General features: G+C 52.4%; 12 protein-coding genes and 3 pseudogenes. 5 read left to right on the plus strand and 10 right to left on the minus strand.

Annotated elements, in window-relative coordinates; all coding sequences use genetic code 11:
* Positions 1-44 precede the first annotated feature (44 nt).
* Positions 45-767 (plus strand): glutathione S-transferase, encoded by a 723-nt coding sequence (locus IT774_RS00475; RefSeq protein ID WP_408641192.1) that lies wholly within the window; start codon positions 45-47, stop codon positions 765-767.
* On the opposite strand, the gene recQ is transcribed toward IT774_RS00475, so the two are convergent.
* On the minus strand, positions 717-2,573 hold the full coding sequence (gene recQ / locus IT774_RS00480) for a DNA helicase RecQ (RefSeq protein ID WP_195812157.1): 1,857 nt from the start codon (positions 2,571-2,573) through the stop codon (positions 717-719). The two genes, IT774_RS00475 and recQ, sit on opposite strands and share 51 nt — an antisense overlap.
* A gap of 180 nt (positions 2,574-2,753) precedes the next feature.
* On the opposite strand from recQ, the pseudogene IT774_RS00485 reads away from it, so the two are divergent.
* Both IT774_RS00485 and rarD read left to right on the plus strand, forming a co-directional pair.
* A pseudogene (locus IT774_RS00485) lies at positions 2,754-4,090 on the plus strand (magnesium transporter).
* A gap of 155 nt (positions 4,091-4,245) precedes the next feature.
* Positions 4,246-5,177: pseudogene (gene rarD / locus IT774_RS00490) on the plus strand (EamA family transporter RarD).
* On the opposite strand, the gene IT774_RS00495 reads toward rarD, so the two are convergent.
* The 3 genes from IT774_RS00495 to IT774_RS00505 form a co-directional block, all read right to left on the minus strand.
* Positions 5,162-6,436: a GGDEF domain-containing response regulator gene (locus IT774_RS00495; protein ID WP_195810883.1), complete on the minus strand. Its 1,275-nt coding sequence runs from the start codon at positions 6,434-6,436 to the stop codon at positions 5,162-5,164. The pseudogene rarD and the gene IT774_RS00495 sit on opposite strands and share 16 nt — an antisense overlap.
* Before the next feature lie 56 nt (positions 6,437-6,492).
* Entirely contained in the window at positions 6,493-8,664 is a 2,172-nt protein-coding gene (gene uvrD, locus IT774_RS00500; RefSeq protein WP_195810884.1) for a DNA helicase II, read from the minus strand.
* A 162-nt stretch (positions 8,665-8,826) separates the two neighbouring features.
* The gene (locus IT774_RS00505) at positions 8,827-9,021 is read right to left on the minus strand and encodes a CsbD family protein (RefSeq protein WP_195810885.1); all 195 of its coding nucleotides are present in this window, start codon (positions 9,019-9,021) and stop codon (positions 8,827-8,829) included.
* 375 nt (positions 9,022-9,396) lie between these two features.
* Here IT774_RS00505 and cysE point away from each other — a divergent pair.
* A pseudogene (gene cysE, locus IT774_RS00510) lies at positions 9,397-10,214 on the plus strand (serine O-acetyltransferase).
* Here the strand turns inward: cysE and IT774_RS00515 are convergent.
* From IT774_RS00515 to lptM, 6 genes are read right to left on the minus strand one after another with little or no spacing between them, the layout of a single operon-like run.
* Entirely contained in the window at positions 10,197-10,913 is a 717-nt protein-coding gene (locus tag IT774_RS00515) for an HAD-IA family hydrolase (RefSeq protein WP_195810886.1), read from the minus strand. The pseudogene cysE and the gene IT774_RS00515 overlap by 18 nt on opposite strands.
* A 20-nt stretch (positions 10,914-10,933) precedes the next feature.
* Positions 10,934-11,842, minus strand: coding sequence for a tyrosine recombinase XerC (gene xerC, locus IT774_RS00520; protein WP_195810887.1), 909 nt, complete (start codon positions 11,840-11,842; stop codon positions 10,934-10,936).
* 6 nt (positions 11,843-11,848) lie between these two features.
* Positions 11,849-12,547, minus strand: coding sequence for a DUF484 family protein (locus tag IT774_RS00525; RefSeq protein ID WP_195810888.1), 699 nt, complete (start codon positions 12,545-12,547; stop codon positions 11,849-11,851).
* Positions 12,544-13,374, minus strand: coding sequence for a diaminopimelate epimerase (gene dapF / locus IT774_RS00530; RefSeq protein WP_195810889.1), 831 nt, complete (start codon positions 13,372-13,374; stop codon positions 12,544-12,546). Before dapF ends, IT774_RS00525 begins: the two co-directional genes overlap by 4 nt.
* 35 nt (positions 13,375-13,409) lie before the next feature.
* The gene (lysA, locus tag IT774_RS00535) at positions 13,410-14,660 is read right to left on the minus strand and encodes a diaminopimelate decarboxylase (protein WP_195810890.1); all 1,251 of its coding nucleotides are present in this window, start codon (positions 14,658-14,660) and stop codon (positions 13,410-13,412) included.
* The gene (gene lptM, locus IT774_RS00540) at positions 14,660-14,821 is read right to left on the minus strand and encodes an LPS translocon maturation chaperone LptM (protein WP_195810891.1); all 162 of its coding nucleotides are present in this window, start codon (positions 14,819-14,821) and stop codon (positions 14,660-14,662) included. Before lptM ends, lysA begins: the two co-directional genes overlap by 1 nt.
* A 19-nt stretch (positions 14,822-14,840) precedes the next feature.
* Between lptM and IT774_RS00545 the strand changes: the two genes are divergently transcribed.
* Positions 14,841-14,984, plus strand: coding sequence for a hypothetical protein (locus tag IT774_RS00545; RefSeq protein WP_195810892.1), 144 nt, complete (start codon positions 14,841-14,843; stop codon positions 14,982-14,984).
* Positions 14,985-15,007 lie beyond the last annotated feature (23 nt).

Genomic DNA, 15,007 nt, shown 5'->3' on the forward strand with positions numbered 1-15,007 from the left:
TTTGTCTGAGACCAGACACCACCATTAGGGGATAAAAAGGACTCATGCTAACTGTACATCATTTGAATAATTCACGCTCGCAACGAATTCTGTGGCTATTGGAAGAGCTGGAGGTGGCCTATCAGCTGGAAAAGTATCAGCGCGATCCCAACACCAGTCTGGCACCGAAGGCCCTGCAAGCGGTTCACCCGTTAGGTCGCTCGCCACTGCTGACCACCGAACACGGGACGCTGGCCGAATCCGGCGCCATTGTGGAGTATCTTATTCAAACTCAGGGCAAAGACAGCTTTGTCACGCCCAGTGAGCCGGCACAATACCAGCAATATCTGTTTTGGCTGCACTTTGCCGAAGGTTCGCTGATGCCGCCGTTGGTCGCCACCCTGGTCATGAATAAAGCAAAAGAGAAGTCGCCGAAGCTGTTATTCCCGCTGGTGCGAAAAATCACTGATGGCATCATGGATGGCTATTACCGGCCAAATCTGGAACAAAGTGTGCGCTATGTAGAGTCCTATCTGGCCACCCACGACTGGTTTTCCGGCGAGGGCCCGGGCGGCGCGGATGTACAGATGATTTTTCCGTTAGAAGCCTTGCTGGCCCGGGGCGGTGGCAACAAATGGGCGGCGATCAGTGCCTATGTAAAACGGGTGCAGCAACGTCCAGCCTATCAGCGGCCCTGGAGAAGGGCGGGCCTTACGATTTCGCCTGAATTCCGGCGGCTAATAATCGTTATTGACGGTGCTTTCCAGATAACCCCGAATCATCTGTAAAAAGGCCTCGCCATAGCGTTCCATCTTGGTTCGGCCGACCCCACTGACATCCAACATATCATTGCGGGTGGTGGGGGTGCGGGCGGCCATATCGGCCAGCGTAGCATCAGAAAACACCACGTAGGGCGGCACATTGTGTTCCTGCGCCAGCGTCTTGCGTAAATGCTTCAAGCGTTTGAACAAGGCCTTATCATAAATGGCCGGGGCCTGACGGGGCTTTTTCTCGGCTTTAAATGACAGTCGCGGCACCGCCACATTGACGGCGACCTCACCTTTTAATACGGGCCGTGCGGCTTCGGTGAGCCGCAGTGCGGCCCCGGCCGTCAAATCCACCCGTAGCAGGCCTTTGTGGATCAGCTGATTAATGATGTTATGCCAGTAGCTATCTGACTCATCTTTACCGATACCATAGGTACTCAGGTGTTGATGCTCAGCCTCAAAAATACGTTTTAGCTGTTTGCCCCGCAACACATCTATCACATACTGAGTGCCCGCCTGTTGCTCCAGGCGCAGCACACATGACAACACTTTCTGGCCGATAATCAGCCCATCAATTAGTTTGGGAGGATCCAGGCAGATATCACAGTTGCCACACGGCTTGTCGCTGAATTCAGAAAAGTAATTCAGTAAAACCTGACGTCGGCAGGTCTGGGCTTCGGCAAAGGCTTCCATGGCCGCGAATTTTTGCAGTTCTACCTGGTTGCGCTCAGGCTTATCGCCCTGGTCAATCCACTGTTTGACCCGCGCCACATCTTTTTCGTCAAATAACAGCAAGGCTTCGGCTTCCAGGCCATCACGGCCAGCGCGCCCGGTTTCCTGATAATAGCTTTCCACCGAGCGGGGCACATCATGGTGCACCACAAACCGTACATTGGATTTATTGATGCCCATGCCAAAGGCCACTGTCGCCACCACAATGTCGGTCTGATCATTCAAAAACCGTCGCTGAACATGTTCCCGTTCATCGGCATCCAGCCCCGCGTGGTAGGCGGCGCAGCTTACCCCGGTGCGATGCAGCTTAGCGTACAAATCATCGACCTTGGCGCGACTGTTACAGTAAATAATGCCACTGTTGCCGTCTTGTTGTTTTACATAATCCGCGACCTGTTCAAAGCCTTTATACTTGGACATGACCCGGTAACGAATGTTGGGGCGATCAAAGCTGCCCTTAAACACAAACGGTTCTTGCAGGTTCAGCTGTAATAAAATGTCGGCCTGGGTGGCGGCATCGGCGGTCGCGGTAAGGCCTACCACCGGGATGTGGGGGAAGCGCGACTTAAGCTGACCCAGCATGCGGTAATCAAGCCGGAAATCGTGGCCCCAGTGACTGACACAGTGGGCCTCATCAATGGCAAACAGAGCAATGTCCATACGCTGTAACAGGCCCTGAAAATACGGCTGCAATAAGCGTTCGGGTGAGACATACACCAGGTCGTATTCACCTTGCAGCATGGACTGCTGAATCTGTTGCTGAGCTTCGCCTGACAGGGAAGAATTCAGATACGCGGCGCTCACCCCCAGTTCATGTAATTGTTCTACCTGATCCTGCATCAGGGATATCAAGGGTGACACCACGATACCGGTGCCATTTCGAACCATAGCCGGTATCTGGTAACACAAGGATTTGCCGCCGCCAGTGGGGAGCAGCACCAGCGTGTCGCGCCCCTCAATAATGTGATCAATCACATCTTGCTGACCGGTGCGAAAGGTGGCGTAGCCAAAGACCCGCTCCAGCACTTGCTGAGCGGTTTTGGGGTCGGCATTGGTGGCGGCCGTAGCGGCCGAAGAAGAAGCATCTGTTGTCATCGGCACGGATTTTACGCATTTTCGTGGCTCGCTTCACGATAAAATCGTATTTTTCTTTTTCAGTAAATCCCAAGCTGCTGTTATTGTGCAAACTTATGCAGGTTATTGGCCTGATGTGACCGGCGGTAACGTATTATTACGCTGCAGCCTAAAAGGATTCGTGTGAACAGGAGACAAGACATGGCCGAACCGTTGCCCGAGCTGATTCATGAAATTGTGTCAGACACCCACCCTGATGATTCTGCCACCGTAATGTCAGCCGTGGCCAGTCAGGATGATGTGGCCGTTGCGACCTTGCTGGAATCGTTGCCGGTCGAACATCGTATTAATCTGTGGCAGGAGCTTCCCCGGGAACGCAAACTCGATGTGCTGGTGGAAATGCGCAGCGACCCCCGTGAAATTCTTATCGATGCCACTGCCGAAGATGCCTGGGTCGCCTTGTTTGGCGACATAGAAGCAGAAGATTTGCTGGAGTTGATGGACTCGCTGCCCAATCGCATTGTGCATCTGGCGTATGCCGAACTGGATGCCCAACAGCAACGCTTTTTTCGGGAAGCCACCCAGTTCAATGATGATCTGGTCGGACACTGGCTCACCCACGATTTGCTGGTGTTGCCGCTAAATGCCAAAGTTCGGGACGGACTACGGCTGATTCGCCGGAATGTGCCGCGCCATTGTGACAGTATATTTTTAGTGAACCGCTCAGGACAGTTTTCAGCAGCGGTGAAAGTTACCCAGTTATTCGGGGCGCCGGAGCATGTGCCACTGGTAGAGCTGATTGAAGAAAACATGAGTATTCTTAAAGGCAATGATGACGCAGTCAGTGCTTCGTTACAGGTGCAGCGCTCCGGTTTTGCAGCATTGCCGGTGGTGGACGACAACAACAAGTTACTGGGACGACTGGATATTACCTCGGCCAGTGAACTAACAAATGAATTTTACGAGCGTCAGGTAATGGCCACAGCAGGTATGGATGAAGACGAGGATTTGTTTTCACCGGTGGCCAAAAGCGCCCGAAACCGTGCGCTCTGGCTGGGCATCAATTTACTGACGGCGTTTTTGGCGTCCTGGTTTATCGGGCTGTTTGAAGCCACCCTGCAACAGGTGGTGGCGCTGGCCGTATTGATGCCAGTCGTCGCCAGCATGGGGGGAATTGCCGGCAGCCAGACACTCACCCTGATTGTGCGGGGACTGGCGCTAGGGCAGGTCAGTCCCGCCAACCGCAAGGCTCTGATGATAAAAGAGCTCAAAGTGGGCGGTGTGAATGGGGTGATTTGGGCCTTGGTTATTGGCATTGTGGCCTATTTCTGGTTTACCGATGTGCTACTGGGGTGGTGATTTGCCTGGCGATATTATTCAATATTGTGGCGGCGGCACTGGCCGGGGTGCTGGTACCGGTGCTGCTGGATAAACTCAAAATAGATCCGGCTTTGTCTGGCTCGGTAATTCTTACCACTGTTACGGACATTGTCGGCTTTGTGGCATTTTTAGGTTTGGGAACGGTGTTTCTGCTGTAGCCCGGCCAGCCGCCTGCTATCGCCGGCACGGTCACCTTCAGGTGCACCGGGCGGCAGTAACCCGCCGGCCAGCGTATTGCGCTTGTACATACCTTCATTGCGCCGCACAATAGCGGCGCTTTTTATTTTCCCCCAATCAACAGAAACCAGATTTCATGCAAACAGACGAACAGGCTCGCAATACTCAAATCGGCGTATTTTGCGCTATCGCTGCCTACACCATGTGGGGCGTGGCGCCCATCTATTTTAAACAGCTGCAGAACATTGCGGCGATGGAGGTACTGATGCACCGGGTGGTGTGGTCAGTGGTGGTGCTGGTGGTGTTGATTGGCGCATTAAAACAATGGCCCAAAGTCATGCAGGCGGTGCGTTCAAAACGGGTAATGCAAACCTTGCTGGTGGCCGGATTGCTGCTGGGGGCAATTGGCTGTTATTTATCTGGGCGATTAACAACAATCATATTCTGGATGCCAGCCTGGGCTATTACATCAACCCCTTATTCAATGTTTTTCTGGGGCGATTGTTTCTTGGAGAGCGATTACGGCCGATGCAACAGTTTGCTGTGGTGTTGGCGGTTATCGGGGTGGCCATTCTGGTGTTTTCCTATGGGCATTTACCCTGGATTGCCCTGGTGCTGGCGTTTACCTTCGGGGTGTATGGGTTATTGCGTAAGCGGGTGGCGGTAGATACCTTGCCGGGCTTGTTTATCGAAACACTGATGCTGTTGCCCCTGGCGTTGATGTACTGGGTATTTATGGCGTCAGAGCAGGCCAATCTGATGCAAAATAGTGCCAGTCTCAATACATTGCTGATTGCCGCCGGTATTGTTACGACCGCCCCGTTACTGTGCTTTACCGCCGCCGCACGGCGCATTATGTATTCAACGCTGGGCTTTTTTCAGTATATCGGGCCGTCGCTAATGTTTGTACTGGCGGTGTTTTTGTACGATGAACCCCTGGATCCGTCGCGTCTGACTACCTTCGGATTTGTCTGGCTGGCGTTGCTGGTATTTAGTCTGGATTCGTTAAAAGTCTATCATGGTCAGCGCCAGGCCCGTCGCCAGGCCCGGCATCACACGGCCGACTGAATGCGCTGCCGGGCGGCGGCAATATCGCTGACAATACGGTTACGGCCGGCTTTTTTGGCCTGGTACAATAATTCATCGGCCTGACTGACCGCCACATTGAGTGCTTCAGGTAACACCGTAAGCAGGCCCACGCTGGTACTGACCTGATACGTTTGTCCGGCGTGGGTGAAATTGAGCGCTTCGACATCGCGGCGGAAGGTTTCTAAACGCTTAAACGCCAGCTTGGGCGGCGTAGAGGGTAAAAATACCACAAACTCCTCACCACCGAAGCGGGCTACCACACCGTCGTCAAATTGCTGTTTGAGTATGCCTGCAACCCGTATAAGTACCTCATCACCGGCATCATGGCCGTAGGTATCATTAATGGCTTTAAAAAAATCCAAATCCAGCATCGCCAGCGCATGGGCCCGGTCAGAGTCCGGCACCATAGCACTTAGCTTGTCGAAAAAATAACGCCGATTCACCAGGCCGGTGAGAAAATCAGTATGGGCCATACTGGTTAACGCCTCGACATGCTCAATCAGTTCAATATTCTGACTGATTCGACACAAAAACTCTTCATGACAATACGGTTTTAACAGAAAATCATTGGCCCCGGATTTGATGTAGCGCGCCGAATGCATGTCGTTGCCCCGCTCGCACACACTAATGATGGCCAGTTGCTCTTTGGTATAGTCGGCGCGCAGGTTGGCAATGAGCGCGGTACTGTTTTGATCTTCAAGCTCGGCCCCGGTGATAACGACTTTTATATTGTGATTTTCTCTGAGCAATTGCTGAGTTTGCGCCGCGGTGCTGGCTTCGTAGGTATTGAAGTTATGGCGCTTAAGTAGCGACACCATATGCCGGGCCGAGCGCCGATCCTGTCCGGTCACCACAATCCCGATATGTTTATTGCGTTCCAGCCGGCCGAGCAGCCGACTCAGATAATCGTAGGTTTGCGCATTTTCTTTGGGGATATAATCCACCACCTCCCGGCTAAGAACACTGTTGCGGGTGGTGGCGTCCATGCGGCCGGTAACCACTATGGTAGGCAGGATACTCTCAAGACAAAAGTCGATGGCCTGACCATTGACGGCATCAGGCAAATTATAATCGACAATAGCGCACAAAAAGCTTTCCGGCATGGCCTGGGAAAAAACATACCTGGCTTCGGTCAAAGACTGGGCGGTGACCGCTTCTAAGCCGGCTTTTTCCACCAGTTTAATGACAATATTCATTGCCATTTTGCTGTCTTCAATCACCAGCACTTTTGATTGCATCTGAAATCCCGCCCAATTTACTCAATAGCACAATTGTGCGACAACCACAGGTTTCTTCAATTAGCCTTTAGTTTAGCGTAGGCCAGAACCAGCCATTTCGAGCCAAAATCATCAAAGTTTACCTGGACCCGGGCGTGGTCCCCGGAGCCTTCATAATTGAGCACCACCCCGGCCCCGAACTTGGGATGCTCTACTCGTTGCCCCAGCGCAAAGCCACTATCTTCAAAAGCTTCATGGGAAGCCATGCGGCTAAAGCGGTTGTGCACCGGTCGCGAAATCTGGCTTTTCAGACGTACTTCTTCGACAAATTCAGCCGGAATCTCACGAATGAACCGCGACGCCGTATGAAATTTATCCTGACCGTATACCCGCCGGCTTTCGGCATAGGTGATAAATAGTTTTTGCATGGCCCGGGTCATGCCCACATAACATAGCCGCCGCTCTTCTTCCATGCGTCCGGGTTCGTCATTGGTCATCTGTGACGGAAACATGCCTTCTTCAACGCCAGCCAAAAACACCAGCCCGAATTCCAGTCCTTTGGCGCTGTGAATCGTCATCATCTGCACCGCGTCCTGCTCTGAGTCAGCCTGATTGTCACCCGCCTCCAAAGAAGCATGGGCCAGGAAAGCCGCCATCGGAGTCATTTCCTCGGCTTCTTCCGGCACAATATATTGCTTGCAGGCGGTGACCAGTTCTTCAAGGTTTTCAATACGGGCCTGGGCTTTTTCGCCACGCTCAGCCTGGTACATGGCGTACAGGCCGGAATGTTTGATGGCTTTGTCCGCTTGCTCTTCGAGTGGCAATTCCTTAACCGCTTGCTCTAAGTCGGTAACCAGGGTGGTAAATGCCTGCAGCGCCTTGGACGCGCGCCCGGTTAAACTGCCTTCCTGAATGAGCATGTTACTGGCCTGCCACAACGAGCAGTTATGCTCACGGGCGGTTTGACGCACCTGGGTAATGGTTTTTTCCCCAATGCCGCGGCTGGGGGTATTCACCACACGCTCAAACGCTGCATCATCGTGAGGATGGTTGAGCATGCGCAAATAGCCCAGCGCATCACGGATTTCCTGGCGTTCGAAAAAGCGCAGCCCGCCATAAATACGATAGGCAATGGATTCATGCAGCAAGGCTTCTTCCAACACCCGGGACTGGGCGTTGTTACGATACAAAATGGCGCTATCTTTAAGGCTGTTGCCGTCATCCAGCCATTTTTTAATTTGCGAAACAATAAAGCGGGCTTCGTCGAGTTCGTTAAAGCCTGCATACACTGAGATAAGCTCGCCTTCGGCACCATCTGTCCACAGTTCTTTGCCTAACCGCCCGGAGTTGTTGTCGATGACCGCATTCGCAGCATTAAGGATATTGGCGGTGGACCGGTAGTTTTGTTCCAGCCGGATGGTAGAGGTATCTTTGAAGTCTTTTAGAAAATTATGGATGTTGTCGACATTGGCCCCACGCCACCCATAAATTGACTGATCATCATCACCCACAATCATAATATTGTTGGTGTCGGCGCTGCACAGCATCCGTAGCCAGGCGTACTGAATATTATTGGTATCCTGAAACTCATCCACCAGCACCGCTTTAAACCGGCGTTGATAATGGGCCAGCACTTCGGGATTTTTGGCCCACAGTTCATGGGCGCGCAGCAGCAATTCGGCAAAGTCGACTAAGCCTGAACGATCGCAGGCTTCCTGATAAGCAGCATAAATTTCCTGCATCTTTTGCGCGGTGGCATCGCCATGAGTTTCGATATGCTGAGGTCGTAAGCCTTCGTCTTTATTGCCATTGATGTACCACTGAATCTGACGCGGCGCCCAGTGCTTTTCATCCAGGTTCATGGCCTTAAGAATGCGCTTTACCAGTCGGTACTGATCATCAGAGTCCAGGATTTGAAAGTTTTCCGGTAACCCGGCCTCTGCATGGTGCGCGCGCAGTAAGCGATGCGCCAAGCCATGAAAGGTACCTATCCAGGTGCTGTTAAGTCCCCGACCCATCAGGTGCTCAATACGCCCGCGCATTTCCCGCGCCGCCTTATTGGTAAAGGTTACGGCTAAAATCGAGAAGGGGGTGATATTTTCCACTTCCATCAGCCAGGCAATGCGGTGCACCAGCACCCGGGTTTTACCACTACCGGCACCCGCCAGCACTAACATGTTAGACAGCGGCGCCGCCACGGCCTCACGTTGTTTGTCGTTTAAGCTGTCGAGCAGTAATGATACATCCATAAATTGCGGCTACCTGTATTCCTGATAAACAAGGAGATGAAAGTGTGCCTCAATTATGCCAGTGAACTGGGTGTTTATACAGGCCAGTTTGTGGGTTTTTAGCGGGGAGGGGGGCTACAAAATGCGGAAAACGCCGGCAACAGAGCACCGGCATTCTAAATCTTACTTCGATGAAAACTCATCTACTTCACGCTCAGCTTCGTCACGGGTTTTGCCGTAATGTTGCTGAACCTTGCCGATCAGTTCTTCACGACGACCATCTACCTGGTCCAGTTCGTCATCTGTCAGCTTCCCCCATTTTTGTTGGGCTTTGCCTTTCATCTCTTTCCAGTTGCCTTCGATACGATCGTTGTTCATAGGTTCCTCCATAAATGAGAATGGCAATAGCTGGCGATTGCCAGCCAATGTCATTATTTATAAAGCATAGGTTATTCCTTTCATCCTATGTAAAAATTAACATTATGAAATTAATAAGTTTTTAGTGAAAATGACGCGGGGTAAAGGCGGATTTTTGGGCTTATTCAGAGCGTAAAAATTGCAGTTTTTACACGGCAACCGGATAAAATCGAAATTACATCAACTTCATGTTTAAAAACTGATCAAAGCCAGGGGTGCGCCGGTAATGACCATTCACTCGCATCATTTAAACTATTGGTAGCCTTCGCCTTGAAATTGACGCGGCTGCTATCACACAATGACCATTTTTACGTCTACACCATCGGGAACCACGCTATGCAGGTAAAACCGGCGACTGCTGACTTCTGGCAAGCCCTTAAGCGGGAGGCAAGAACCATTGCACATAATGAACCGCTGCTGGCCAGCTATATTCACGCGTGCATTTTGACCCATCATAACTTTGAATCGTCATTGAGTTTTATCTTGTCGAATAAAGTTGCCGATGATGTTATGCCCGCGCTGGCCATCCGTGAGGTGTTTGACGAAGCGTATTTGCTTGACCCGCAGATCACCGAGTCGGCCATTGAAGATATCCAGGCCGTGCATCGCCGGGATGCCGCCGTCGATGATTTTCTTACTCCGCTGCTATATTTTAAAGGTTTTCAGGCGGTACAGGTGCATCGTATGGCGCATTATCTGTGGAACAAAGGCCGGCACCAGCTTGCGCTGTTTTTACAAAGCCGCAACTCGGTTACCTACGGGGTGGACATCCATCCGGCGGCGCGAATCGGTAAAGGGGTGATGTTTGATCATGCCACCGGGATTGTGGTGGGCGAAACCGCCGTAATTGAAGATCATGTGTCATTGCTGCAAAGCGTCACGCTGGGTGGCACCGGTCATGAGTCCGGTGATCGCCACCCGAAAGTCCGTCAGGGGGTGCTGGTGGGTGCCGGTGCTAAGATTTTAGGCAACATTGAAGTGGGTGAGGGCTCCAAAGTCGGCGCGGGCAGCGTGGTATTAAGCGATGTGCCGCCCATACCACGGTGGTCGGCGTACCCGCCAAAGTGGTGGGACGACCCACCTGCCCACGGCCCTGCGACTCTATGCGTCAGAATGTGCTGGAGGATAACGGCCAGCTACAGCAAAGTAACTAGCTCGTCGAGGTCACGCAATTCGATATGCGGCAGAACCTTCACCTGTTCCTGCCGCATGACCATTCCCCGATTATGGGCATACCACGCACTTTGCAGCCCCGCCGCAATGGCGCCATACACATCTTTTTCCAGATTATCGCCCACATGCAACACTTCATGAGCAGGAATATTTAACAGCGCGACGGCTTCGTCGAACATCGCCCGGGCCGGCTTCATCGGCCGCTCGATACTGGCATGCAGAACCTTTGAAAAGTAACGGTCCAGGCCGGTACTCTGGGTATCTACATTGCCATTGGTAATACCAATAAGCGGAACCCGGCGTGCCAGTCTGGCCAGGGTTTGATGCATTTCTTCGGTCAGCGCAAAATTACTGCGGGCAGTATAAAAATACTCAAAACAGGCTTTGGCGGCTTGCTTTAAGCTGGTTTCGTCATCGATATCACTGGCCAGCGCCTGTTGCAGGGTTTGCAGACGCCAGCGCCCCATGTCACTGGATAAGCGGGGATCCGCCTGCAATAACCGCTGCCGGATATCCTGCCACTGGACGGGGGTTAACTGGGCGGTGCGCGGATAATGTTTACCAATGTAGTCACGTAAGGAGACTTCAGCGGCGCGGATCACCGGTCCGTTGTCATACAGGGTATCGTCCAGATCAAAGGTCATTGCTTTTACCGGGCCCAGGGGGCGATAAAAACGCATGGCAGTCTCCTTATTTGAGGTTACTTTTTACGCGCCTTGGGGTGCGCTGAATCATACACCTTGGCCAAATGCTGAAAATCCAGATGGGTGTAGACCTGGGTAGTCGACAAGTTGGCGTGGCCCAGTAATTCCTGTACCGACCGGAGATCACCACTGGACTCCAGTACGTGGGTAGCAAAAGAATGGCGCAGTTTGTGAGGACTGATTTTGCGTCCCAGTCCCTGCTCAATCGCCATGGTTTCAAGCCGGTTGGCCACCTGCCGATTGGAAATCCGGGTTTTGCGTAAGCTTAAAAAGACGGCGGGTTCATCGTCGGTGCACAATTGCGGACGCACCTGTAGCCAGGCGGTGAGGGCCTGCCTTGCCATTTTCCCCATCGGTAAGATACGTTCTTTGCTGCCTTTACCGCGCACCCGTAAGGTGCCATCGGCCTGGCAATCATGAACATTCAATCCGGTCAGCTCGCTCAGGCGCAGGCCACAGCCGTACAGCAATTCAAACATAGCCTTATCCCGCAGTGCCAACAGGGCATTGTCCTGCTGACTGAGCAGATGCTGCATATCATCTACCGATAGCTGTTTAGGCAGAGGCCGCCCCTGTTTAGGCGCCGAAATACCCTCCACCGGGTTGCTGAATAACTGATGTTGATCGATAAGATAGCGACAAAAGGTACGCAAAGCAGACAAGCGCAGGGCAATACTGCGAGCATGCTGACCCTGCTGTTTGGAAAGGCTTAAAATGCGTTTCACATCAGTGGGGGTTAACGCCGACCAGTCGGGTAAATCCAGGGCCGTGGCCACGGTGCTTAGCTGTCGCCGGTAATTGGCCAGGGTATGGGCAGATAGCCCGCGCTCCACCTGCAGATGACAAATAAATTTATCCAGCCAGTGAGCGCACGATTCAGACAGCAGTGGTTGCGGGGTATTCATATACCACTAATAATTCAGCAAGTCTGGCAGTACAATATTCAGCACTTGTTGCAACTGTTTTAGCAGCAGGGTGTCCATATCGGGGGTAAAATGACTGGGGTCGCGGCTGCCCACGGCGACCATCCCCAACGGCCGGCTATCGCCCAGTAAAATCAGTGCCGCTGACTCGGCAATATTGTCGCCGAATAACAGCTGTCTTTCGTGCTGACTTAAACGGCCAAAAAAGAAATTACTGTGTTTAAAACGCTTTTCTACAAACAAGCGGCGCTGCAGTTCCTGCAAAGCATGAGGGCCACTGAATAGCCGTAAGCTTACCGACGCCAAATCCAGCTCTTCCTGCAACACTTCTTCCAGTTTTAACTGGATTTCAGCCACACTTTTGCAGGTGAGCAACTGAACATTAAGATCGGTGTATACCCGATAAATTTTTTCATTCTGCCGGGCCACACCAATCAGCTGGTTCAGCTTATAATTTTGCTGACGCACTTTTTTACGTAGCTGTTCGCTCTGAATTTCAACCAGCGACACACTGCCACGGGTTTCGTGAGGAATATGCAACCGTTCCAGAAGATGGGGCTGCTGGGCAAAAAAATCCGGGTTTTTGAGCAAATAATCACTGACCTCTTCCGCCTTTAACGGGCTTTTTTCGGCATACGAAGAAGAAAGCTTGATTGTGGGTTTTGCCTTCCCTGAAACATCGTTCATAACATCAGTTGTCCGTCATAAATATGTTGTGCGGGACCGGTCATTTTCAGCACCGACCCTGGCCCCTGCCAGCGCACCCGCAAACTGCCACCGGGTAAGTCTACCCGAACATCCTTACCCAGTTTTTCCTGAAGCTGGCCAATCGCAGCCGCGGCACAGGCACCACTGCCACAGGCCATGGTTTCGCCTACGGCGCGCTCAAACACCCGTAACTTGATATGTCCGGGATGCAAAATTTGCATAAAACCCACATTGGCGCCCTCAGGAAAGCGCTCGTGGCGTTCCAGTAGGGGGCCGATAGTGGCAACCGGCGCGGTGTCCACATCGTCCACTTCCAGGACACAATGGGGATTACCCAGTGAGGCAGCGCCATAAAACAAAGTATGGTCGTTTTCACGAATCAGGTAAGTTTTTTCCTGCTTATTGGCTTTATGGGGGATCTTCGCCGGTTCAAATTCCGGCTTGCCCATATTCACTGTCACCTGGCCGTCTTTTTCCAGGTACAGCACCATTTTACCGGCTTTGGTGCTGACCAGAATCTTATTGCGGTTAATCAGCCCTTTTTGCTTCACAAACCGGGCAAAACAGCGCGCACCATTACCGCATTGATTCACTTCACTGCCATCGGCATTAAAAATCCGATAGTGAAAGTCCTGCTCAGGATCATAAGGTGGCTCCACCATAAGTAATTGGTCAAACCCAATACCAAAGTGCCGGTCAGCCAACTGCTGAATTTTGTCCTGCGAAAAATAGACATTCTGGGTCACATTATCGACGACCATAAAGTCGTTACCCAGGCCGTGCATTTTGGAAAATTGAATCTGCATGAACCGCTTACTGTCTGTCTGTGTTATTGCCTAGTTTACGGAAGTTTGTACTCGCCTTTCCAGAGATCTTTTTGATTTTCTCGTTCGCGTACTACCCGCATCTGCGCTTTGTCCACCAGAATTTCGGCCGGGCGACAACGACTGTTGTAGTTAGACGCCATCACAAAGCCGTAGGCTCCGGCGCTGCGCACCGCCAATAAATCGCCCGGTGCTACCGCCAATTCCCGGTCCCGGCCTAAGAAATCCCCGGTTTCGCAGATAGGGCCGACCACATCGTAAACCCGCAATGGCGCCTGGGTGTGGGTATCTACCCGGATGATGTTTTGCCATGCCGAATACAGGGCCGGACGAATCAAATCGTTCATCGCCGCATCCACAATGGCAAAGTGCTTGTCTTCGCCTTCTTTGATGAACTCCACCTGGGTGACCATGATGCCGGCATTGGCCGCGATAGCCCGACCTGGTTCCAGGATCAGTGTCAGGGCTTCACGCCCGGCCATGCGCTCGGCCAGGGCCGCGGCGTATGCTTTGGGGTGTGGGGGTGTTTCATCCTGATAGGGCACACCCAGACCGCCCCCCACATCTAAATGCTGAAGGTGAATGCCTTTGTCAGCCAGTTCGTCCACCAACGTCAGTAACCGGTCCAGGGCATCAACAAAGGGGGCCAGTTCGGTGAGTTGTGAACCAATGTGGCAGTCCATGCCGACAATATTCAGATGCTCTAAGGTGGCCGCCAACTCATAGGTTTGTAGCGCCTGTTCACGGGCAATACCAAACTTATTGGCCTTCAGACCGGTGGAGATATAAGGATGGGTCTTGGCATCCACATCAGGGTTGATGCGCAGCGATATCGGCGCTTTCACATTTAAATCGGCTGCCACCGCATTAATACGATGCAGCTCGGCAGGCGATTCAACATTAAAACACAGAATGCCCTGTTCCAGCGCGTAACGTATTTCTGCAGACGTTTTCCCCACGCCTGAAAATACCACCCGGGCTGGGTCGCCGCCCGCTTCAATAACCCGTGCCAGCTCACCCCCGGAGACAATATCAAACCCTGACCCCAGTTTTGCCAGCACACTCAACACTCCCAGATTAGAATTGGCTTTGACGGCGTAGCAGATCAGATGCGGATGCGTGCCTACTGCATCATCAAAGGCATGCCAGTGGCGCTCAAGGGTAGCGCGCGAGTAAACATACACCGGGGTTTGGTGAGCGGCGGCAATATCGGCTACGGCCACATCTTCGGCATACAAATGGCCGTCACGGTATTCAAAATGATCCATTAATTAGGCTCCGCGGGAGTCTCAGATGATGCCTGGTCAGCAGGCTTGGGGGCGGTTTGCTGTGGCTCTTCTGGCAGATATAAAGCGCCACGGTAACCACAGGCACTGATAAAGACTACACTAAGTATCAGGCTCAGACGTATACAGGGATTTTTAAACACGGGGATCCTGTCGAAAAAAATGTCTCAAGATGGCGTTATCATCGCATTGCCGAATGAAAATGCAAGGGACAATAATGCCCCGGTCCGGGTGAGTAGCGGGCGTGCCGGCGTGCGCCAACGCCGCGACGCTCTGGGTACGCAGGTTGAATGGATTAATTATTAAGGTAAGCAGCCAGAATTAACTGC

The sequence above is a fragment of the Salinimonas marina genome (assembly GCF_015644725.1).
Lineage (GTDB): Bacteria > Pseudomonadota > Gammaproteobacteria > Enterobacterales > Alteromonadaceae > Alteromonas.